Annotated in this window: 16 protein-coding genes; 9 read left to right on the plus strand and 7 right to left on the minus strand. The window is 62.3% G+C overall.

What is annotated here, in order from left to right:
- The first annotated feature begins 87 nt into the window (after positions 1-87).
- Together EEB13_RS17685 and EEB13_RS17690 are read left to right on the plus strand one after the other, a co-directional pair.
- Positions 88-1,308 carry a thiolase family protein gene (locus EEB13_RS17685; protein ID WP_033234758.1) on the plus strand — a complete coding sequence of 407 codons (1,221 nt, stop codon included), beginning with the start codon at positions 88-90 and terminating at the stop codon, positions 1,306-1,308.
- Complete coding sequence (locus EEB13_RS17690) at positions 1,309-3,414, plus strand: 3-hydroxyacyl-CoA dehydrogenase NAD-binding domain-containing protein (RefSeq protein ID WP_141485948.1); 2,106 nt, start codon at positions 1,309-1,311, stop codon at positions 3,412-3,414.
- Between the two features lie 80 nt (positions 3,415-3,494).
- Here EEB13_RS17690 and EEB13_RS17695 read toward each other — a convergent pair whose 3' ends face one another.
- Together EEB13_RS17695 and EEB13_RS17700 are read right to left on the minus strand one after the other, a co-directional pair.
- Entirely contained in the window at positions 3,495-5,090 is a 1,596-nt protein-coding gene (locus EEB13_RS17695) for a GMC oxidoreductase (protein WP_141485949.1), read from the minus strand.
- Between the two features lie 167 nt (positions 5,091-5,257).
- Positions 5,258-5,809 carry a TetR/AcrR family transcriptional regulator gene (locus tag EEB13_RS17700; RefSeq protein ID WP_045067444.1) on the minus strand — a complete coding sequence of 184 codons (552 nt, stop codon included), beginning with the start codon at positions 5,807-5,809 and terminating at the stop codon, positions 5,258-5,260.
- Between the two features lie 339 nt (positions 5,810-6,148).
- Between EEB13_RS17700 and EEB13_RS17705 the strand changes: the two genes are divergently transcribed.
- From EEB13_RS17705 to EEB13_RS17720, 4 genes are all read left to right on the plus strand, one after another.
- Positions 6,149-7,486, plus strand: coding sequence for a lipase family protein (locus EEB13_RS17705; RefSeq protein WP_052683556.1), 1,338 nt, complete (start codon positions 6,149-6,151; stop codon positions 7,484-7,486).
- A gap of 49 nt (positions 7,487-7,535) precedes the next feature.
- A complete protein-coding gene (locus EEB13_RS17710; RefSeq protein WP_045067442.1) occupies positions 7,536-8,549 on the plus strand; it encodes an iron-siderophore ABC transporter substrate-binding protein in 1,014 nt (337 codons plus the stop codon).
- Positions 8,550-8,595: 46 nt separating this feature from the next.
- Positions 8,596-9,066, plus strand: coding sequence for an SRPBCC family protein (locus EEB13_RS17715; protein ID WP_045067441.1), 471 nt, complete (start codon positions 8,596-8,598; stop codon positions 9,064-9,066).
- 158 nt (positions 9,067-9,224) lie between these two features.
- Entirely contained in the window at positions 9,225-10,667 is a 1,443-nt protein-coding gene (locus EEB13_RS17720) for a sugar porter family MFS transporter (RefSeq protein ID WP_045067439.1), read from the plus strand.
- Between the two features lie 77 nt (positions 10,668-10,744).
- Here EEB13_RS17720 and dxs read toward each other — a convergent pair whose 3' ends face one another.
- A complete protein-coding gene (gene dxs / locus EEB13_RS17725; protein ID WP_045067438.1) occupies positions 10,745-12,682 on the minus strand; it encodes a 1-deoxy-D-xylulose-5-phosphate synthase in 1,938 nt (645 codons plus the stop codon).
- Positions 12,683-12,934: 252 nt separating this feature from the next.
- On the opposite strand from dxs, the gene glsA reads away from it, so the two are divergent.
- Positions 12,935-14,758 (plus strand): glutaminase A, encoded by a 1,824-nt coding sequence (gene glsA, locus EEB13_RS17730; protein WP_033234765.1) that lies wholly within the window; start codon positions 12,935-12,937, stop codon positions 14,756-14,758.
- A 13-nt stretch (positions 14,759-14,771) separates the two neighbouring features.
- Positions 14,772-15,440, plus strand: coding sequence for an SIMPL domain-containing protein (locus tag EEB13_RS17735; RefSeq protein WP_141485950.1), 669 nt, complete (start codon positions 14,772-14,774; stop codon positions 15,438-15,440).
- Here the strand turns inward: EEB13_RS17735 and EEB13_RS17740 are convergent, their stop codons facing one another.
- The 4 genes from EEB13_RS17740 to EEB13_RS17755 all read right to left on the minus strand — a co-directional run bounded on the left by EEB13_RS17740 (position 15,441) and on the right by EEB13_RS17755 (position 21,008).
- Complete coding sequence (locus EEB13_RS17740; RefSeq protein WP_052683516.1) at positions 15,441-17,042, minus strand: MDR family MFS transporter; 1,602 nt, start codon at positions 17,040-17,042, stop codon at positions 15,441-15,443.
- Between the two features lie 4 nt (positions 17,043-17,046).
- Complete coding sequence (locus tag EEB13_RS17745) at positions 17,047-17,553, minus strand: MarR family winged helix-turn-helix transcriptional regulator (protein ID WP_033234768.1); 507 nt, start codon at positions 17,551-17,553, stop codon at positions 17,047-17,049.
- A gap of 151 nt (positions 17,554-17,704) precedes the next feature.
- Positions 17,705-18,979 carry a class I SAM-dependent RNA methyltransferase gene (locus EEB13_RS17750; protein ID WP_141485951.1) on the minus strand — a complete coding sequence of 425 codons (1,275 nt, stop codon included), beginning with the start codon at positions 18,977-18,979 and terminating at the stop codon, positions 17,705-17,707.
- 34 nt (positions 18,980-19,013) lie between these two features.
- On the minus strand, positions 19,014-21,008 hold the full coding sequence (locus EEB13_RS17755; protein WP_033234770.1) for an APC family permease: 1,995 nt from the start codon (positions 21,006-21,008) through the stop codon (positions 19,014-19,016).
- A gap of 171 nt (positions 21,009-21,179) precedes the next feature.
- Here EEB13_RS17755 and EEB13_RS17760 point away from each other — a divergent pair, with 171 nt between their 5' ends.
- Positions 21,180-21,845, plus strand: a complete 666-nt coding sequence (locus EEB13_RS17760) for a potassium channel family protein (RefSeq protein ID WP_033234771.1) — start codon at positions 21,180-21,182, stop codon at positions 21,843-21,845.
- Positions 21,846-21,899 lie beyond the last annotated feature (54 nt).

Here is a 21,899-nt window from a genome sequence, read left to right on the forward strand (position 1 = left end):
ACAAGGCCGGACGCTTGGCCGTGATTGCCGAACCGTAAGTCCCATCCGCCCAGCGCGTGGTGGGCATCTCCATCAGGAGGAATTCGCGTGGCTCCATCCACACACAACCAACGCAACGTCGTCTTTGTCGACGGCATTCGCACCCCGTTCGGCAAGGCAGGCCCCAAGGGCATGTACGCCGAGACGCGTGCAGACGACCTGGTCGTCAAAGCCATCCGCGAACTGCTTCGTCGCAACCCGCAGCTGGATCCCGCGCGGATCGACGAAGTGGCGATCGCTGCCACCACTCAGACCGGTGACCAGGGACTGACCATCGGCCGCACCGCCGCGATCCTCGCCGGCCTGCCCGAAACCGTCCCCGGATTTGCCATCGACCGCATGTGCGCCGGCGCGATGACCGCCGTCACTACCACCGCGTCGGGCATCGGCTTCGGCCAGTACGACGTTGTTGTCGCCGGTGGCGTCGAGCACATGGGCCACCACCCGATGGGTGAGGGCGCAGACCCCAACCCGCGCTTCCTCGCCGACCGTCTGGTCGACCCGAGCGCACTCGTGATGGGTAACACCGCAGAGAACCTGCACGACCGGTTCCCGACCATCACCAAAGACCGCACGGACGCCTACGCCGTGAACAGCCAGAACAAGTACGACGCTGCCAAGAAGGCCGGCTTCATCGCCGACACGCTGGTTCCCGTCGCGACCCGCAGTGCAGCCGGTTGGGGCCTCGCCACCGAGGACGAGCCGCCGCGCCCCGGAACTACCGTCGAAGACCTCGCGAAGCTCAAAGCACCGTTCCGCCCCGCCGGGCGCATCACCGCCGGTAACGCCGCAGGCCTCAACGACGGCGCCACGGCAGCACTTCTCGCCGGTGAAGACACCGCAGCGGAGCTCGGACTGCCCGTCGGCATGCGCATGGTCGGCTTTGCCTACCAGGGCGTCGACCCCGCGGTCATGGGTATCGGACCGGTCCCCGCCACCGAGAAGCTTCTGGCACGCACCGGTCTGAAGATCGAGGACATCGGACTTTTCGAGATCAACGAAGCGTTCGCGGTTCAGGTTCTCGCGTTCCTCGAGCACTACGGCATCGCCGACGACGACCCCCGCGTCAACCAGTGGGGCGGCGCCATCGCGTGTGGCCACCCCCTCGCCTCGTCGGGCGTGCGCCTGATGACGCAACTCTCCCGCCAGTTCGCGACGCGTCCCGACGTGCGCTACGGCTTGACCACCATGTGCATCGGCCTCGGCATGGGCGGCACCGTCATCTGGGAGAACCCGAACCACGCTGACTACCAGGCAGGAGTTAACTAAATGTCTGATATTGCAACAGCATTCGCCGACGAGGTCGTGACGAACGCGTACACCAAGATCATCTCGGTCCCCGGCATCGAGGGCCCGTTTGCACTGATCACCCTCGACAACGGCTTCGACCACACCAAGCCGTCGTCCTTCGGCCCCGGCGGGCTCGCATCCTTCGACGCCGCACTGGACGAAGCTTTTGCCGCGAACCCGGTGGCCATCGCCGTCACCGGAAAGCCGTTCATCTTCGCCGCCGGTGCGGACCTCAAGGGTGTTCCCGCGATCACCTCACGTGAGCAGGGACTCGAGCTGGGCCGCTTGGGCCACAAGGTGTTCCGACGCCTGCGTGAGTCCTCCGTTCCCACGTTCGCCTTCATCAACGGCGTCGCCCTTGGCGGCGGCCTCGAGGTCGGCCTGCACAGCCACTACCGAACCGTTGCGGCCAACGCCGGTGCCCTCGGCCTGCCTGAAGCGTTCCTCGGCCTAGTCCCCGGATGGGGTGGCACGCAGTTGCTCCCCAACCTCGTCGGCCCGTCCAACGCCGTCACCGTGGTGATCGAGAACTCGCTCAACCAGAACAAGGTGCTCTCCCCCAAGAAGGCACTCGAACTCGGCGTCGTCGACGTCGTTCTCGATTCCGCCGACTTCATCGAGCAGTCACTCGCCTGGGCCGCGCAGGTTCTGGCAGGTACCGTCACTCCCGCTCGCCCCGAGATCGATCGCGGCCAGGGCTGGGACGACGCGATCGCCCGTGCGAAGGCCATCGTCGACGGTAAGACCAAGGGCAACGCTCCCGGCGCCGTCAAGGCTGTCGAGCTGCTCGAACTGGCTCGCACCACCGACATCACGGATGCGGCTTCGCTCGACAAGGGCTTTGCGGCCGAGGACGAGGCGCTTGCCGATCTCCTCCTGACCGACGAGCTCCGCGCCGGCCTGTACGCCTTCGATCTGGTGAACAAGCGCGCCAAGCGTCCCGCCGGAGCGCCCGACCGTTCGCTGGCCCGCAAGGTCAACGGCGTCGGCATAGTCGGTGCCGGTCTCATGGCCAGCCAGCTCGCGCTGCTGTTCGTCCGCCAGCTCAAGGTGCCGGTCATTCTGACGGATATCGACCAGGAGCGCATCGACAAGGGTGTCGGCTACGTCCACACCGAAATCGACAAGCTCCTCGGCAAGGGGCGCCTGTCCCCCGACGCCGCGAACCGTCTCAAGGCCCTCGTCTCCGGCTCACTCGACAAGGCCGCGTTTGCCAAGACCGACTTCGTCATCGAAGCCGTCTTCGAGAACATGGATGTCAAGAAGAAGGTCTTCGCGGAACTCGAGCAGTTCATCGCTCCCGAAACCATCCTCGCGACCAACACCTCGTCGCTCTCCATCACGGAGATGGCGTCCGAGCTGAAGCATCCCGAGCGCGTGGTGGGCTTCCACTTCTTCAACCCGGTTGCCGTTCTCCCGCTCCTCGAGATCATCAAGGGCAGCAAGACCGACGACGCCACGCTTGCAACGGCTTTCGCCACCGCAAAGTCACTGAAGAAGTCTGCTGTCCTGTGCGGCGACAAGGCCGGCTTCGTCTTCAACCGTCTCGTCACCCGCACGTTGGGTGAGGTCATGTCCGCCGTTGACGAAGGCACCCCCTTCGACGTCGCGGACAATGCCATCGCCGAACTCGGCATGCCCATGTCGCCGTTCACCTTGCTGGCCCTCGTCGGACCCGCAGTGGCTCTGCACACCGGCGAGACCCTGCAGGCGTCGTACCCGGACCGGTTCAAGAGCTCGCCCGGTCTCGAAGCACTCGTCGAAGCCCGCAAGCCCGGCGTCTGGACCTGGGGCGAGAACGGCCAAGCTGTCGATCCCGAGGTTGCCGCGCTGTGGCCTCGAGGCGACAAGGTGTCCACCTCGGAAGAAGTACTCGAGCGCACACGCCGTGCCTTCGCCGAGGAAATCCAGATCATGCTCGACGAAGGCGTCGTAGCGGCAGCCGAGGACATCGACCTCTGCCTGCTGCTCGGCGGCGGATTCGGATTCTGGAACGGTGGCATCACGCCGTACCTGGACCGCACCGGCACCTCCGAGGCCGTCAACGGCAAGCGCTTCCTCGCGCCTGGTGTTGCAAGCATCTGATTCTCTCGCTCTGACGAAGCCGAACGGCGCACTCGAATTTTCCGGGTGCGCCGTTCGCGATAGTTCACACTGTGCGCAGCTCAAAACACTGTTCCGACATCCTCTTTCACAATGTAGTCAAGTGCCCGCTCCGCCACGGCAGCGATAGTCATCGACGGATTGCACGCAGCAGCATTACCCGGCATCAAGGCACCGTCAAGCACGTACAGTCCGCGCTGGCCCTGCACGCGACCTTCGAGATCGCAGACCGTTCCCATACACGCGCCGCCGAGCGGATGCCACGTCGACGACAGCAGCGCATTCGTGTCAGTGAGGATGCCGGTGTTCCCGGCGATCTTGTGGGCGGCCGGCCCGATGTGGCCGAGCTGGATGGCAGAGTCGCCGTCCTTCGGCCAACGGAGCACTGCCTCGTCCCGCGCGGAGTCGTACACAAACCGGCCTCGGTCTCTACTGACACCGAATCCGACCATCACCGTGCTGTGCGCATCGAACGGCACCGGCGGGAACGACGCCTGAATGAGGGTGAACGCCGAATCCGGGTCGTCCCAGTTCCGGCTTCCGTAGACAACCGGGCCGCCTTGGGTGCTACCGAAATTCTCAGTGGGGTCGGACCAGATGTAGATGCGGTCGGCATTGGTGCCCCAGCCGCCGCCCAACTCGCCGGGCAGATCGGGAATCCGCCCCTGCGCACCGGCCCGCACGAGCAACTTGGTCGTGTTGGCGCTGCCCGCGGCCATGACCAGTGCCTTTGTCGTCAGGATCTTGTTCTCGAGCACCTGACCGGCTGTGTCGGTGCGGTTCACATATACCCGCCACCGGCCGTCTTCCGCGCGTTCGACGTCGGTAACCTGGTGCAACGTCTCGACTTTCACCAATCCTGTGGCTTCTGCGGCGGCGATGTAGGTGACGTCTACCGAGTGCTTACCGCCGTTGTTCACGCCCAGTGCGCCGTCGCCGTTGGTGTACGAGGCTTTCATCTCACCGCGCAGTTCGGCCAGCGCAAAGTCCCAGTCGATCGGCATCGGGATTTTGGACACCGGAAGCCCCGAACGCGTTGCATTGCGGGCGAATACACGGGCTGCCTCGTAGTTCGGACTCGCAACCAACTCGTCCGGCGCTACTGCGAGTTGCAGCATGGATGCCACGCGCTGATAGTGGACGCGATCCATCGTCGCGTAGTCCAACTGCTCGGGAAAGTGCTCGTTGAAGACGGATTCGGCAGGTTGCAGCGTCATACCCTGATACACCAACGATCCACCGCCAACGCCGGCCGCGCAGATCGATGTCATGTTCTCCCCGGACACCGTCTCGAGCAACCCGACGTACGGCTCGAAAGCAACTTCTCTCCCGAAGAGCGTCGGATTGGACTGGTGCCACAGGATCCGTTTGTCAGGACTGGCCGGATGGGGAAATGTCTCGGCGTTCGGGCCCGACGGCCACCGAATTCCCCTCTCCAGCACCGTAACCGGAACGCCCGCCTCGGCCAGACGAAGCGCGGTCACGCCGCCACCGAATCCCGAACCGATCACGACAACGCGGTGTTCTTCGCGGGTGAGCGGCACCCCGACGGTTCTGGCAGCGGTACCGGCATCGGCCCGGGCAACACTCGGTATGGCCACTGCGGCCATTGCCGCGGCGGCTCCGGACAGAAAGGCTCGCCGTTTCAGTGCAGACATAGCTGTGCTCCCTTGGTGAATCGCCGATGTGCCGGCGGCGAAAACTCACGGGGCACCAGATAATCAGGGGGAAGTGCCTAGTTCCGTATGGACAAAACAACCGAGCGAGTCCAAAACTAGACACTTACCGGAAAAGTGTCAAGAAAAGTTGAAGAGAAAGCTGATATCTAGGCTGTGGAACCCATTGCGGGTTGAAGCCAGCGGGTGAGAAAGGTTCGTAAATCGTCGTCGGAGTGGATGGACTCACTGTCGAACGCGATGACCGACAAACCCAGTCGAACGGAAATTTCGATAATGCCGTCCAACTCCTCCTCGGTTGCGAGCCCTCGCTCGACAATGGGTGAAAGAAACTCGTGTGCAACAGGTTTGGCACGTACCATCATCTCCGCCGAGAACACCGGATCACCCCGCTCGGCAAGCAACAACGTCGTCAGCACCGGGTGCGCCCGCACCTCGGCCCGCGACGCCACGATGAATTCGACGACGTATTCGCAGGCGCTCTCCACAGTAGCCAGTCGAGCCTTGATACCACTCAACATCTCGACAGTAAGATCGGACATCGCCTTCGACACCACTTCTTCACGGGACCCGAAGTTGGAGTACACAGTCTGGCGCGACACACCGGCTTCATGAGCGATCGCCGCCATGTTGACGGCCTCGAACCCGCCACCCTCGATCAGTCGAAGCGTGGCGTTCAAGATCTTCTGCTGCGACCGCACCGGACAATTATCGCCTATTACTACCCGATTCACCCAAACCAGGATTGCAACAAGGCCGCAGGTCACGACGATTTTCGAACCACTCGTGAAGATTTTCGGGCGAAATCACACGTTCGTGACCCAGTTCACGAAATTATGGGCTATGTTGTTACTCGCCGGTAGCTCATAGGGGTGAGCTCCGCACCACACCTTCCGAGCACTGCCGAGATCGATTGCCGCACCTATGCGTACGGCGTTCCGATCCGGCACGCGGGACTCTGCCGAGGACCGTCTTTCACACTTCTTTCTGTCGATCGCAGCAACTCGTGCGCTGTCGTCGACACGCATCGAGAGGCTTCCATGAAGAAGTTGTCCGCAGCATTTCGGCGCACGTCCACTCGACGACTCCGGATGGCCACATTGGTCGGCATGTCCGTCGTCGCAACATCGCTCTGCACCGTCACCGCGATCAACCCGGCCGCTGCCGCTCCGGCGATCCCCGAGTTTTATCAACCGCCGGCGGAATTCCCAGAAGTTCCCGGAAGTGTCATTCGCACTGAGCCGATGACCCTGCGGGCATCACTACCCCCGTACAACGGTCCGTGGCCCGCGCCGGCGCAACGAGTCATGTACACATCACGACTCCAGGACGGCACGCCCGCCGCGGTGACGGGCACCTACATCGACTCGTCGAAGCCGTGGCAAGGCACCGGCGAGCGACCAACCGTTGTCATCGGACCGGGCACGATGGGCCAAGGCGACCAGTGCGCACCATCGCGTGCCTTTCCCGACGCACTGCTGATCCAAACCGATCCACTGTCCATGTCCGCAAATCAGGAACTGTTCTCCGCCGGAACCTGGAATGCATTGGGGGCCCGCGTTTTTGTCACCGACTACATCGGTCTGGGCACCCCCGGCGTCCACACCTACGTCAATCGAATCGAAGAAGCACACGCAATGCTCGACGCCGCCCGGGCGGCGAACATTCTCAGTGGAACCGGCTCCGACACTCCCTTGGCTTTCTGGGGATACTCGCAGGGCGGCGGAGCGGCTGCAGCAGCGGCCGAACTCCAGCCGAGCTACGCACCGGAACTCAATCTCGCGGGAACCTGGGCTGGCGCTCCTCCCGCTGATCTGCGATCGGTACTCGGACAGATCGACGGCAACCTGATCGGCGGGGTCGTCGGATTCAACATCAACGGATTGCTCGCGCGTTATCCTGACCTGAATACATCGCTGGACAAGCGAATCACGCCGCAAGGGCGCGCGGTTCTTGATCAACTGTCCACCGAATGTGTCGGCGACATCATCGTGAAACACCCCTTCATGCGCACCGACGCACTGACGGTCGACGGCCGGCCCCTCCTTGCACACTTGGACGAGATCCCTGAAGCGGCAACGATTCTCGATGAACAACAGGTCGGCAACCTGACGCCTACGTCTCCAGTTCTCGTGACCAGCGGAATCAACGACGACACCATCCCCTATTCCCAGGCTCGCAGCCTTGCGCAGTCGTGGTGCTCACGCGGTGCCACGGTCACCTTCAGAACCAACGACCTGCCACCGATCGCACCCGGTACAACCTTTGTTAACCACTTCGGTCCGGAAATCATCGACGGATTCGGCCCGAACAACGCATTCGACTACCTCCGCGATCGCTTCAATGGAGTACCGGTGAGTGGATGCCAGTTCGACTGATCCCGAAGAGGTCGCTCTCAGGCCGCCGGAACAGGTTAGGCTTTCCTACATGAAAACTACCGTTCGCGGATGGGCAGCACTGGGTCTGGCTGCACTCACCGCCACCGCACTCGTAGCCTGCTCATCCGATTCGGACTCCTCGTCTGCTCCGGCGAACTCGGAGGGTTTCCCGGTCAGCATCGACAACGTCTTCGGCACCACCACGATCGAAACCCAACCGGAACGGTTGGTCACCCTCGGCTGGAACGCTCAGGACATCCTCTACGCCCTCGGTCTCACTCCGGTCGGACAGCCCAAGTACACATACGGGGCCGACGACAACGGAGTGATGCCGTGGGCACAGGAATACTTCGACGTTGACAAGACCACGCTGTTCGACATGCCGGCCACTGGCGAGCCGCCCGTCGAAATCGTGGCTTCCCTGACTCCCGACGCGATCCTTGCCCCATACGAAGGATTCGAGAAATCGGTCTACGAACAGCTGAGCAAGGTTGCGCCGACTGTCGCCTATCCCGGCGATGCGTGGCAGACAACCTGGCAGGACCAGACACGCATTGTCGGAAAGGCCGTAGGCAAGCCGACCGAAGCCGACGCATTGATCGAGGGCCTCGACACCACTCTCGCCGACACTGCCGCTGCGCATCCCGAATACGCCGGAAAGACCATTGCCGTCGTCAACTTCGACACCGACGCCAGCAACGTCAACGTGTACCTCCCGACGGATCCCCGTGTGCAGGTGTTGAACGAACTCGGGTTTGTCAACGCTCCCGGCGTCGAAAAGCTCGGCGCTGCCAATGCCGGTGGATCGTTCTTCACGACGCTCTCCTACGAGAACATCGCCGACATCGACGCCGACGTGATTGTCGGCTTCACCGACGGAACCACCGACCCGGCAAGCATTCCCGCGGTCAGCGCACTCGACGCCGTCAAGCGCGGATCGACGGTCTTCCTCAGCGACACCAGAGTCATCGGCGGCCTCAGCAACGTCAACGTACTGAGCACCCCGTGGGTCCTCGATCAGATCACGCCGTCGTTGACGGAAGCTGCCAACCGCGCCGGCTGACAGTAAGTAACCGCCGCGTGTCGGTGTCACGACCTAGGCTCTGCGCATGGCTGAACTTGCTGCTTCCGTGACCAGAGTTGTCAATGCACCCGTGGACACCGTGTGGCAGGTCGTCACCGACCTCGACGGCGCGGTCGACACCCTCACCGGCGTAACCCATATCGAACGGCTTGCCGGTGAGGGGTACGCCGTGGGCACCAGGTGGCGTGAAACCCGCAAGCTGATGGGCAAGGAAGCATCCGAGGAAATGTGGGTCGTGGAGGTCGAGGCGCCCATTCGCACTGTGGTGAAAGCACATTCGAATGGCATGGACTACACGTCCGGATTCACGCTGAAGCCCGCACCCGGCGGCACGCTCCTCGAAATGAACTTCGCCGGTGTTTCCGAAGCCCAGTCGGCCGTGTCCAAAGTCCTCGGTGCTGTATTCGGGCGCCTCGGGCTTCGAATCACCCGAAAGATGATGGCTGCGGATCTCGCGGACTTCGCCGCAAAGGCCGAACGGATCGCATCAACCTGACGCGCGATCGGCGTCGCCGATGAATGTCCCGAACAACTCAGGTGGATAACAAGACTCGACTAACCGCCAAATCGCGCGTGGTGGGCGTAGCGTCCAGAGTGCTTTTACACGCGGACGACGCAGCGGGGCATCGTTCACTTGGCCCGGAGGGGGCAGGAATGGCATTCAGCGGTACCACCGACAGTGGCGGTTCCGGCGCTACACGCGCCGCCGTCGGACATGCAGTTCTCTTTGCCGGCGCTGCCGCGCTCGGCGGATTCCTGTTCGGATACGACACAGCTGTCATCAACGGAGCCGTCGGAGCGATCCGCGACAAATACGACATCGGCGCAGGTGCCACCGGCCTGACCGTGTCCCTGACCCTGCTCGGCGCAGCCTTGGGCGCTTGGATAGCGGGGTCACTAGCTGATCGACTCGGTCGCATCCGCGTCATGCAGATCGCGGCAGTGCTCTTTGTTGTCGGCGCCGTCGGTTCGGCCGTTCCGTTCAGTGTCTACGACCTGACATTCTGGCGCATCGTCGGTGGCGTCGCTGTCGGTTTTGCGTCGGTGATCGCGCCGGCATACATCGCGGAGATCTCGCCGGCCGCTATCCGCGGCCGCCTCGGTTCGATGTATCAATTGGCCATCGTGCTCGGAATTGCGGTGTCACAGTTGGTCAACTACGCCCTGCAAGCCGCTGCCGGTGGCGCGCGCAATCAGATCGCGGGCCTCGAAGCCTGGCAGTGGATGCTGATGCTCGAGGCAGTACCTGCACTTCTGTATCTCGTGATGACCACCACGATCCCGGAGTCTCCGCGCTTCCTCGTCGCTCAAGGCAAGGATGATCGGGCGCGCAAGATCATCTCCGACCTCGAAGGCGGCGAGCATGACGCCGTCACCGGCCGGATGAACGAAATTCGCGAGTCTCTCAAACTCAAGCAGGCCAAAACCACTGTGCGCGAGCTCTTTTCGAAGCGCCTCGGTGTCTCGTACCTGGTCTGGCTCGGCATCGCCTTGGCAGCACTCCAGCAGCTGGTCGGAATCAACGTCATCTTCTATTACTCCAGCACGCTGTGGCAGGCCGTCGGATTCGGCGCAGACCGCTCGCTCCTGATCAGCGTCGTCAGTGCGCTGGTCAACATCGTCGGCACCTTCGTCGCGATTGCCGTCATCGACCGCGTCGGGCGAAAGCCGTTGCTGCTGGTCGGTTCCGCCGGTATGGCAATCTCACTCGGCACCGCGGCTATCTGTTTCCATTCGGCAACAGTGACAAAGAACGAGATCGGCGAATCCGTCGCGACACTCAGCGGCGCCAACGCCACCATCGCCCTCATCGGTGCAAACGCGTTTGTGTTCTTCTTCGCGCTGTCATGGGGACCGGTCGTCTGGGTCCTCATCTCCGAGATGTTCCCCAACCGTGTGCGCGCCACCGCAGTCGGTCTCGCCACTGCAGCAAACTGGGTCGCCAACTTCCTGGTGTCCTGGACCTTCCCGTCGCTGGCCGATTGGAATCTGTCGCTCACCTACGGCGGCTACGCGGTAATGGCACTGCTGTCCCTGTTCGTGGTGCTGAGATTCGTAAAGGAAACACGAGGCAGCACACTCGAATCGGTGCAGTAATTGCAGCACCAGCTCAGATACGTATCGGCACTGCTGGGAAGCAATTTCCAGCAGTGCCGATCTGTATGAAGCGTTACTCAGCCTTGGGCAGGGGCGTCGCCACGTGCAGGCGCATCCCCGTTAACGTGAACCGCGGAGCCACCCATGCTGGCCACCCAACCGGTGATCTTCAGGGACAGATCCTGCGCCGTCAGACCCAGTTCCTGATGGATGGCTTCACGGGAGGCGTGATCCAGGAACTGCTGCGGCACACCCATGTCGCGGCACGCGGTGTGAACACCCGCAGCCCGCAACGCTGCGGAAACCGTCGATCCGATACCGCCGTGCACCCCGCCGTCTTCGAGGGTGACAACCAGCGCGAACTTGTCGGCAATCTTGACCAGCGTGTCCGAGACGGGCAGAACCCAACGCGGATCGACGACAGTCACCGCGATGCCCTGCTTGTCGAGACGATCGGCGATCGCGAGGGCCAAGGAGGCAAATGGACCGACGGCAACGAGGAGCACATCGCCGCGATCGCCGTCGGATTCACGAAGCACGTCAATTCCGTCGAGCCGCTTGATCGCCGGAATCCCCTCGGGGACAGCACCCTTCGGGAACCGAACGACGGTGGGACCGTCGTCGACCTTGAGTGCTTCGTCCAATTCTTCACGGAGCGTGACGGCGTCACGTGGAGCCGCAACACGAATTCCGGGAATGATGCCGAGCAGTGACAGGTCCCAAACACCGTTGTGGCTGGCGCCGTCGACCCCGGTGACGCCGGCACGGTCGAGAACCACCGTGACCGGCTGCTTCAGGAGCGCAACATCCATGAGCAGCTGATCGAAGGCACGGTTGAGGAAGGTCGCGTAGATAGCGACCACCGGGTGCAATCCGCCGAGCGCCAATCCAGCTGCCGACGTCATCGCATGCTGCTCCGCGATACCGACGTCGAACATGCGGTCGGGGAACTTCTCCGCGAACGCGGCCAGGCCTGTCGGGCCGGCCATCGCGGCTGTGATCGCCACGATGTCCTCGCGGCGCGAAGCCTGCTCGATCAACTCGGCGGAGAAAACTGATGTCCAGTCGAGTGCCGGCGTCTTGTCGGAGCGACCGGTCACGGGGTCGATGACCCCGGTTGCGTGCATCTGATCCGCGATGTCGTTCTCGGCGTGCGCGTAACCGTTGCCTTTGCGGGTGACGGCATGAACGATCACCGGTCCGCCGTATGCCTTGGCCCGGCGCAACGCCGATTCCATGGCCTGCTCGTCATGGCCGTCGACAGGGCCGAGGTACTTGATGCCGAGGTCGGTGAACATGACCTGCGGGCTGACCGCGTCCTTGAGACCGGCTTTCATTCCGTGCAGCACCGAGTAAGCAGCGCGACCCACCCAGGGAAGCTTCTTGACCATCCTGCGACCGTTGTCGAGGGCCCGCTCGTAGCTCGGGGCGGTACGCAACGCAGAAAGGTGATCGGCGAGTCCGCCGATGGTGGGCGCGTACGAACGACCGTTGTCGTTGACGACGATCACCACCGAGCGATCCTTGCCGGCCGCGATGTTGTTGAGGGCTTCCCAACACATACCGCCGGTGAGCGCACCGTCACCGACAACGGCGACAACGTGTCGATCTTGACCGGTCAGCGCAAACGCCTTTGCCAAACCGTCGGCATAAGACAGTGCAGCTGACGCGTGGGAGGACTCGACCCAGTCGTGCTCACTTTCGGCCCGGCAGGGATATCCCGACAAACCACCCTGCTTGCGCAAGGTCTCGAACTGATCCTTGCGTCCGGTCAGGATCTTGTGGACATACGCCTGATGCCCAGTGTCGAAGATGATGGCATCTTGCGGAGAATCGAAAATTCGATGCAGGGCAAGGGTCAGCTCGACAACCCCGAGATTGGGGCCGAGGTGACCACCGGTGGCAGCGACCTTCTGCACCAGGAACTCACGAATCTCGTCAGCCAACTCCGAAACCTCGGCGTGGCTCAACTGACGCAGATCGTCAGGACCTTGAATGCGGGCAAGAACACCCAACGAGATCGCTCCTTCCGTGCTTCACAGCTGCACCGGTGCGCGCCGCGGCTGTCTGTACGACAGTTCTGTCAGTCTACGGAGCGACTCAGCGAACCGACACGCGGACTCGGCGGTATTCACCTATAACTTCGAGTTACAGCACCACCGGGGCGGCGGTCCGTGACTGCAATCACAGACAAAACGGATGGCCGGTCTTGTAGACATCCGCTCGGCGACCACAAATTGTGGAACTCGTCCGCCTACAGTCATCCTATGGGAAACGTGGTTGACGATCTGATCGCCCGAGTCTTCGACGACGTCCGATCACTCGATGCCGGAGAAGTCGCCGACTACATACCCGAACTTGCTGCCGTCGCCCCCGATTCGTTCGGGATCTGCCTCGCCACCATCGACGGATACGTCTACGAAATCGGCGATTCCCGGCATCCCTTCACGATCCAGTCGATCTCCAAGCCGTTCACGTACGCACTCGCTCTCGCCGATCGCGGTGCCGAGGCCGTCGACGCCAAGATCGACGTCGAACCGTCCGGTGAGCCGTTCAACGAGATCAGCCTCGATCCCCTCACCGAGCGACCACGGAATCCGATGATCAACGCGGGCGCGATCACCGCGGCCTCGCTGGTGACGGGGGCAGATCAAGCAACCCGCTTCGAACGAATTCGCGCAGCATATTCGCGTTACGCAGGCCGGGAGTTGCCGTTCAACGAAGCCGTCTACGAATCCGAAGCGCGCACCGGACATCGCAATCGCGCGATCGGACACATGCTGCGCTCGTTCGATGTGATCTCCGGCGACCCCAACGACGCCGTCGACCTGTACTTCCGTCAATGCTCCATCGACGTGACGTGCCGCGACCTGAGCCTGATGGCCGCGACGATGGCCAACAACGGCGTCAATCCGTTGACCCGCGAGCGCGCACTCACCGCCGTCGGCGTCGAACAGGTCCTCAGCGTCATGTCGACGTGTGGAATGTACGACGGCGCCGGGAAGTGGCTGGTCGAAGTGGGGTTACCCGCCAAGAGTGGCGTCGGCGGCGGCGTCATGGCAGTTCTTCCCGGGCAGATCGGGATCGCCGTCTACTCCCCCAGACTCGATGCTCACGGAAACAGCGTTCGTGGTGTGGCCGCGGCAAAGGCGCTGTCCAAGGAGTTGGAACTTCACTTCCTCCATGTGACGCGTGCGTCGAGGTCGTCGATCCGCGCGCGATACAACGTGACTCAGGCTCCTTCCCGAGTCAGGCGCACACCCACCGAACAGGCTGTTCTCGAAGACGTCGGCAAGCGGAGCCGGATCTACGAACTGCACGGCGATCTCCTGTTCACCGGCGCGGAGTCCGCCGTGCGCGAGATCGGTTCGGTGGACGAAGGACTCGAAGTGGTCGTGATCGACGTACGACGGGTCGACGACGCGAGCGACGTGGCGATTCGCATGATCACGGCTCTGCGGACCCAACTGGCCGACAAGGGTTGCGCCGTGGCATTGGTGGATCCGAGCGGGCTTCTCGGACAGGCAAGTTCGAGCATCAATCCCGCGCAACGCGGCGGACGGGTTTTTGCCGACCTCGACGCGGCGATGGCGTGGTGCGAGGACGCTCTCCTGACGCTCCACTGCTCACAGCAGCGTCAGCCGGCGAGCATGTCGATCGAGGATCACCCCGTCCTCGACGCGTTGTCACCGAAACAGGTGTCTGCCTTCGTGTCTCAGCTCGAGAGCCGAACGTATGCCAGGGGCGAAACTATCGCCCGCCGCGGTGATGCGGCGTCAGGGTTCTATTTGATTCTGCAAGGACAGGTCAGCACGACGTTCACCGACGTTCAAGGCCTCACGCACCGGATCGCGACGTTGTCCGCCGGAATGACGTTCGGCGAGATGACGATGTTCCTGAACTCCCGCTTCCTCAACGACGTCCGGGCCGACACCACTGTGGTTGTGGCTGTCCTCACGACTGCGCGGTACAACGAACTGACCTCTGCGGCACCGGAACTCAAACTTGCGCTGCTCGAGAGCCTGGCATCGGGCGCGTACGAACAACTCGACATGACCTTGCGCAGCGTTATCGGCGCAGGACGCATCTGATCGGAGAAGCCCCATGACCTTCACTCATTCGGAACAGTCGGACGCGACCAGCGTGACGGTCAGTGGAATCGGCCGCGCAACAGCCACTCCCGACATTGCCCGGTTGTCGATTGGCATCTCGGTGACAGACCCGGCAGTTGCCGACGCGTTCGGTGCCCTGGCCAGGCACTCGACCGCATTGACGGACGTACTGCACGCACACGGCATCCGCGGAGCCGACCTCGTGACAACAGGATTGAGCATCCACCCGCAGACTCAGTGGGTGGACGGCGGCCGAGCAGAAACCACCGGTTTCACTGCGTCGACGACATTTCGAATAGTAGTGCGCGAGTTGATTGCGAACAGCTCGCATTCTCCCGCCGCCGTTATCGCTGATTGTGTGTCCGCCTCCGGCGACGCGATCCGACTCGACAGCGTGGCATTCGACCTCGAGGATCGAACGGCGCTGGCCGAGCTCGCCCGCGAATCTGCCTGGGCGTCAGCACAATCAAAAGCCGCACAGTTCGCGGCCCTGGCACGGAAAAATCTGGTCGACACCCTCGAGATTGTCGAGGGCGCCGACCAGATGGTCCCGGTGCACGGTGTATTTGCCGCGGCTCGGGCAGATTCTGCTCCGCTAGCCGTCGAACACGGTGAGATCGAGGAAACGATCTCGATCCGTGTTCGATGGTCTATGGCGTGATCAGCGTGAAGCCGACTTTTCGAGGTTGACCTCGTCCGCCTCGGGTACAACGATGTCGATCGTGGTCCGCAGTGCCCGGTTCGGGATGAAGGAAACCGCTACCAAGGTCACGATGGCAACAACGGCTGCGACCAGGAAGATGCGTCCCGTTGCGTCGCCGTACGCGAATCGAACGATCTGTCCGACGAAGTCGGGCATGTTGTTCAGGTCGAGTCCGTCCTGCAAGCTCTTGCCTGCAACCATCTGCTGCTCGGGCGGCAGTGCGGACACGGATTCCTTGGTCAGGGTGCCGACGCGACTTGCCAGGATGGAACCCAGTACCGACACGCCGATCGCACCACCGAAGGTACGGAAGAACGCAACGATACTGCTTGCCGCGCCGATGTTTTCGACGCTGACGGTGTTCTGGACCGCGAGCACGATGTTCTGCATCAGCATGCCGGTACCCAAACCGACGATGGCCATGAAGATTCCGATGGTCCACAGGTTGGTCGCGTGGTCGATCGTCGAGAGCAGACCGAAACCGATGAGCAGCAGCACTGCGCCGGAAACAACGAACGGCTTCCACTGACCGAATTTGGTGATCATCTGACCCGAGCCAACCGAGGCGACGAGCATGCCTGCCACCATGGGGATGGTGAGCAGTCCGGCTGCCGTCGGATCGAAACCGCGAGCTGTCTGGAAGTACTGCGTCAGGAAGGTCGTCGCACCGAACAGGCCGACACCCACTGCGACCGACGCGATGATTGCCAACGCGGTGGTGCGCTCGGTGATGATCTTGATCGGCAGGATCGGATCCTTGACCTTGGATTCGACGAACATCGTCAGAGCCAGCAAGGCAAGTCCGCCGAAGACGAAGTACAGCGACTGCATCGAGAACCAGGCGTAGTAGTCATCCTGACCGGCGAAGGAGACCCAGATCAGCAGAACGCTGACACCGGCGGTGAGCAAGGTGGCACCCAACCAGTCGATGGAGACGTTTTCCTTCTTCTCGGTCTCGATGTGCAATGTGCGCTGCAGGAGGAACAGTGCGATGACTGCCAACGGAACACACACGTAGAAGCACCAGCGCCAACCGACCGTGTCGACGATGACACCGCCGAGAACGGGTCCACCGGACATCGAGACAGCCATGGCAGCACCCATGTAGCCGGAGTACCGACCACGATCACGCGGCGGAATGATGGAGCCGATGATGGCCACGACGAGGGCAGTCAAACCACCCATGCCGATGCCCTGAATCACGCGGGCGCCAAGAAGCAGCGGCACGTTATGCGCTGCGCCGGCGATGATGGAACCGACCACGAAGATCACGATCGACGTCTGGACCAGCAACTTCTTGTTGAAGAGGTCAGACAATTTGCCCCAGATGGGCGTCGACGCGGCCGTCGCGAGCAGTGCCGCCGTGATGATCCAGGCGTACTGCGTCTGCGTTCCGTGCAATTCACCGATGATGGTCGGGAGAGCCGTCGAGACGATCGTGCTGCTCAGCAGCGCGGTAAAGAGTGCCGCGATGAGGCCGGTGAGGACTTTCAAAATTTCGCTGTGCGTCATCGCACCGCTCTCGGTACTAGCCCGAGTTTCTCCAACTGTGGCTGACATGTGCTTATCTCCCAATAGTTTCTACGCCCGCGACCGGCAAGGCCGGGTGCGGGACTGCAGGTGAAGCCTGACGATGGAGCGCTGCGCCGAACGTCTCGTTGAGACGTTGTAGCGATGACACTGCGGCCATGGCCTCTTCCTGGCTCCAGTCTTCGAGCATGCTGCGCAATCGCGCCGCTCGCCGTTGTTTCGTTTCCTCGAGAACGCTGTGCCCCTCGTCCGAGACCCGGATTCGGAACGCTCGCTTGTCTGCGGGGTCGGGACTTCGCTCGACATACCCGGCATCCACGAGATCGGACATCTGCCGACTGAGCGAGGACTGGCTGACACAGAGGTCTACTGCCAGCTCGTTCTGTCTGCACTCCCCTTTGGCTGCCAGCATGAACAACACACTGATCAGCGCCGGGGGCAACACGCTTTCAGCGCTGTGCGTCACCACGGCCCGCAAGGATCTGCCGAACAGGAAAACCGTGTCGACAAGAGCTTGGGCCGTATCCGGCTGCACTGACATTGAGAACCCCTGACAACGATCTACGCGAAAACTACTTGCAGAACGCAACTATACATTTAGTTGCATAGCTCAAGCAACCTCTGGCGACGCGATAAGGGTCACACCCGATTCGGGAATCAGCTAACCGACAGCGATCAGACCCTGACAGTACTCAACGCTCGAGCAGAGCTATGCATTCCACATGATGTGTTTGGGGAAAGGCGTCGAAGGCACGGAGTCCACCGATGCGGAATCCCTGCTCGAGATACAGACCGATATCCCGGCCGAACGATGCCGGATCACACCCGATATGAATCACACGTTCGGTGCCGGTCGACGCGATCGCCTCCACCACCGGTCGGCCGGCGCCCGCTCGCGGCGGATCGAGAACAATCACACCCGGCGCGGAAGACAATGACGCGCTTGCGACGATCTTCTCCACCCGGTCAGTGTGGAATCGGACCTGCTCCAGATCGGACAACGCTGCCCGGCCGTCCGATGTTGCCCGCGCCGACAACTCCACGGATTCCACGACGCCATCCGATCCGACAAGATCGGCCAGTACCGCCGCGAACACTCCGACCCCGCCGTACAGATCCCACGCGGTAGCACCGGAGCCGACACCGGCCCAGTCTCGCACAACATCTGAATATGCTTGCGCGGCACCACGATGCGCCTGCCAGAAGCCCGTCGCGGACAATTCCCACTCGCGGGTTCCCACGCGCTCACGCACGGTGTCATTACCGATCGCAACACGAGTTTTCCGCGGGCCGCTGCTCGCAGCACGGCGAGCCGTCGCCCCGCGCCGACCGGGCGCACGGCGCCCCGCCTTCGCGATGGTGGGCGCACTGATCTCGACCACATGCCTGGCACCGGCGGCGTCGAGGACCACCTGCAGTTCACTGCCCGGAGACCACTGATCTCCGGCCAATCCGTCGTAGGCACGTTCCTCGATCTGGGTGCATCGCAGGTCCGTGACAATGCGATTGCTACGAAACGCGTGGTACCCCGCCTCACCGTTTCGGTCGACGGCGAGCCGAACGCGAGTCCGCCACCCGGTGCCGTCGCCGGTGCCCGGCAGTTCCTCAACCTGCACGTCGCGTTCGACGCCGGCCAGTCTCTGCAATTGCTCGGCCACCACCAGAGATTTCATCTCTCGCTGGATCTGCAGATCGGCATGCGAGTAGTCGCAGCAACCTGCTCCTCCGGGTCCGGCGATAGGGCACGTCGGGTCGATCCGATGCGGCGACGCCTCGAGAATGGATACCGCGTCGGCGCGCGCAAACGATCCGCCCTTGTCCTCGGTAACGCGAACCAGTGCCCGCTCCCCTGGCAAGCCGTGACGGACGAACACCACACGCCCCTCGTGGCGGGCAACAACAAACCCGCCGTGACCGGGCTTGCCCAGTTCGGCCTCGAAGGTCTGCCCGGTCCAATTCTCACTCAACGAACTACGCCTGCCGTTCCATTTTCTTGATCAATCATTTTTCTCCGGCGTCGTAACCACGACGAGTAGCGCCGGCTGTCTTCTCGATATCGAGGGGTTTGGCCTTTGCCGACGAACTCAACTGCCACGGAACACTCGTCACCATGACGCCGGGCTGGAAGAGCAAACGGCTCTTGAGTCGCAATGCGCTCTGGTTGTGCAGGATCTGCTCCCACCAATGGCCGACCACGTACTCGGGGATGAACACGGTGACCACGTCACGGGGTGCGTCACGTCGCACTCGCTTGACGTAGTCGAGAACCGGCTTCGTAATTTCGCGGTACGGCGACTCGATCACCTTGAGCGGCACAGTCACATCGCTCTTCTCCCATTGCCGAACGAGCGCGCGGGTGTCAGGTTCGTCGACGTTGACGGTGATGGCCTCGAGCGTGTCCGGTCGTGTCGCTCGTGCATAGGCCAGGGCGCGCATCGTCGGCATGTGCAGCTTCGAGACAAGCACGATCGAGTGCGTGCGGCTGGGAAGCACACCGTCCCACTCCTGCTCCTCGAGTTCGGCGGCAACGCTGTCGTAGTGGCGTCTGATCAGCTTCATCACGCCGAAGATGGCCACCATCGCGACGATTGCGATCCAGGCACCCGCTGCGAACTTGGTGATCAGAACGATGATCAACACAGCGCCGGTCATGGCGAGACCGATCGAGTTGATGACCCGTGACCGTTGCATACGCGCGCGCTGCGCCTTGTCCGTCTCGGACTTCAGGTGGCGCGTCCAGTGCTTGATCATGCCGGTCTGACTGAGCACGAACGAGACGAAGACACCGACGATGTACAGCTGGATGAGCTTGGTGACCTCAGCGCCGAAGATGACCACAAACGCGATGGCTGCAGCCGACAGGAACAAAATGCCGTTGCTGAATGCCAGGCGGTCGCCGCGAGTGTGCAACTGACGCGGCAGATAGCGATCCTGAGCCAGGATGGACGCGAGGACGGGGAATCCGTTGAACGCGGTGTTCGCTGCCAGCACGAGGATCAGCGCGGTGACAATCGCGATGAAGAAGAATCCGATCGGGAATCCGTTGAACACAGCTTCGGCGATCTGCGCGATCAGGGTCTTCTGGTGGTAACCCTCAGGAGCACCGACCAGCTGTTCTGCCGGATTGTGGGCGTAGACGATGCCGATCTTCTGAGCCAGGATGATGATGCCCATCAGCAAGACGATGGCGATCGAACCGAGCAGCAGCAAGGTCGTGGCAGCATTGCGCGACTTCGGCTTCTGGAAGGCCGGCACACCGTTGCTGATTGCCTCGACGCCGGTCAGCGCGGCACAACCCGAGGAAAACGCGCGCGCGATCAGGAACGCGAAGGCAATTCCGTACAGATGCGAGTCCTCGGCATTGAGTGTGAACGACGACGATTCCGCGTGAACATCTTCACCGAGCACGTAGATCCGGAAGAACCCCCACGCCAACATCAAGAACATCCCGACGATGAAGGCGTAGGTCGGAATCGCGAATGCAGTTCCCGACTCCCGGATGCCGCGTAGGTTCACCGCCGTCAGCAGGACGATCGCCGCCACCGCGAACAACACCTTGTGCTGAGCCACGAACGGCAGTGCCGAACCGATGTTGGACGCCGCTGACGAGATCGATACAGCAACAGTGAGCACGTAGTCGACCATCAGCGCGCTGCCCACGGTCAAGCCCGCTGTCGGCCCGAGATTGACCGTCGCCACCTCGTAGTCACCACCACCGGACGGATACGCGTGGACGTTCTGGCGGTAGCTCGCCACCACGACAGCCATCACGATGGCGACCGACAGGCCGATCCACGGCGTGTAGGCGTACGCCGAAATGCCCGCAACGGAGAGAACCAGGAAGATTTCTTCGGGGGCATAGGCAACGGACGACATGGCGTCGGACGCGAACACAGGGAGCGCAATCCGCTTGGGTAGCAGCGTGTGCCCGAGTTTGTCACTTCGGAACGGCCGGCCGAGCAAGAGCCGCTTGGTCGCGGTCGAGAGCTTAGACACGTCCAAAGCGTAAGCCGTCGAGCCTGAAATGGAGTCATCCGCCGTAGAACTGCACCGTCATCCCCGCAATCACAACGGAATTGCGCCAGTCGAGACTTGCTCTTCCCGCTCAGCGATGTACGGTTCGTTTCGGCGTGCAATCGCGTCGAAAGTCCATGAACGGAGTAGGTCGTGTATGTCGTCATCATGGGATGCGGTCGTGTGGGATCTTCCCTCGCCGCGTCCCTGACCAGGATCGGACACGAAGTTGCGGTCATCGACCGCGATCAGAGTGCATTTCTGCGTCTCGACCATGATTTCCCGGGAACCACAGTCCTCGGCATGGGTTTCGACCGCGACGTACTGATTCGATCAGGCATCGAGCGCGCCGACGCCTTCGCGGCAGTCTCGTCGGGTGATAATTCCAACATCATCGCGGCCCGGGTCGCGCGCGAGACTTTTGGTGTCGAACGCGTCGTCGCACGAATCTACGACGCGAAGCGCGCCGCTGTGTACGAGCGCCTCGGCATCCCCACCGTGGCAACAGTTCCATGGTCGACCGACCGGTTCCTGCACACGTTGACCAAGGAAAGCCAGACGGCAAAGTGGCGCGATCCGTCGGGAAACGTCGCGATCACCGAACTTGCGCTACACGAGGATTGGGCCGGTAAATCCATCTCGGTTCTCGAAGGCGCGACCAATTCCCGGGTGGCATTCATCATCCGCTTCGGTACCGGCGTTCTCCCCGATCGCAAGACCGTCATCCAAGCCGACGACCAGGTGTACATCGCAGCGGTGTCCGGCACCGTCGCCGAAGCGATCGCACTTGCCGGCAATCCGCCTCCGAGCGACGACTGAGGCGGCTGCTATGCACACGTCACACCCGACCGCACTGCCCGAAAACATGATGCA

The organism is Rhodococcus sp. WS3 (genome assembly GCF_003797085.1).
Lineage (GTDB): Bacteria > Actinomycetota > Actinomycetes > Mycobacteriales > Mycobacteriaceae > Rhodococcus_F > Rhodococcus_F globerula.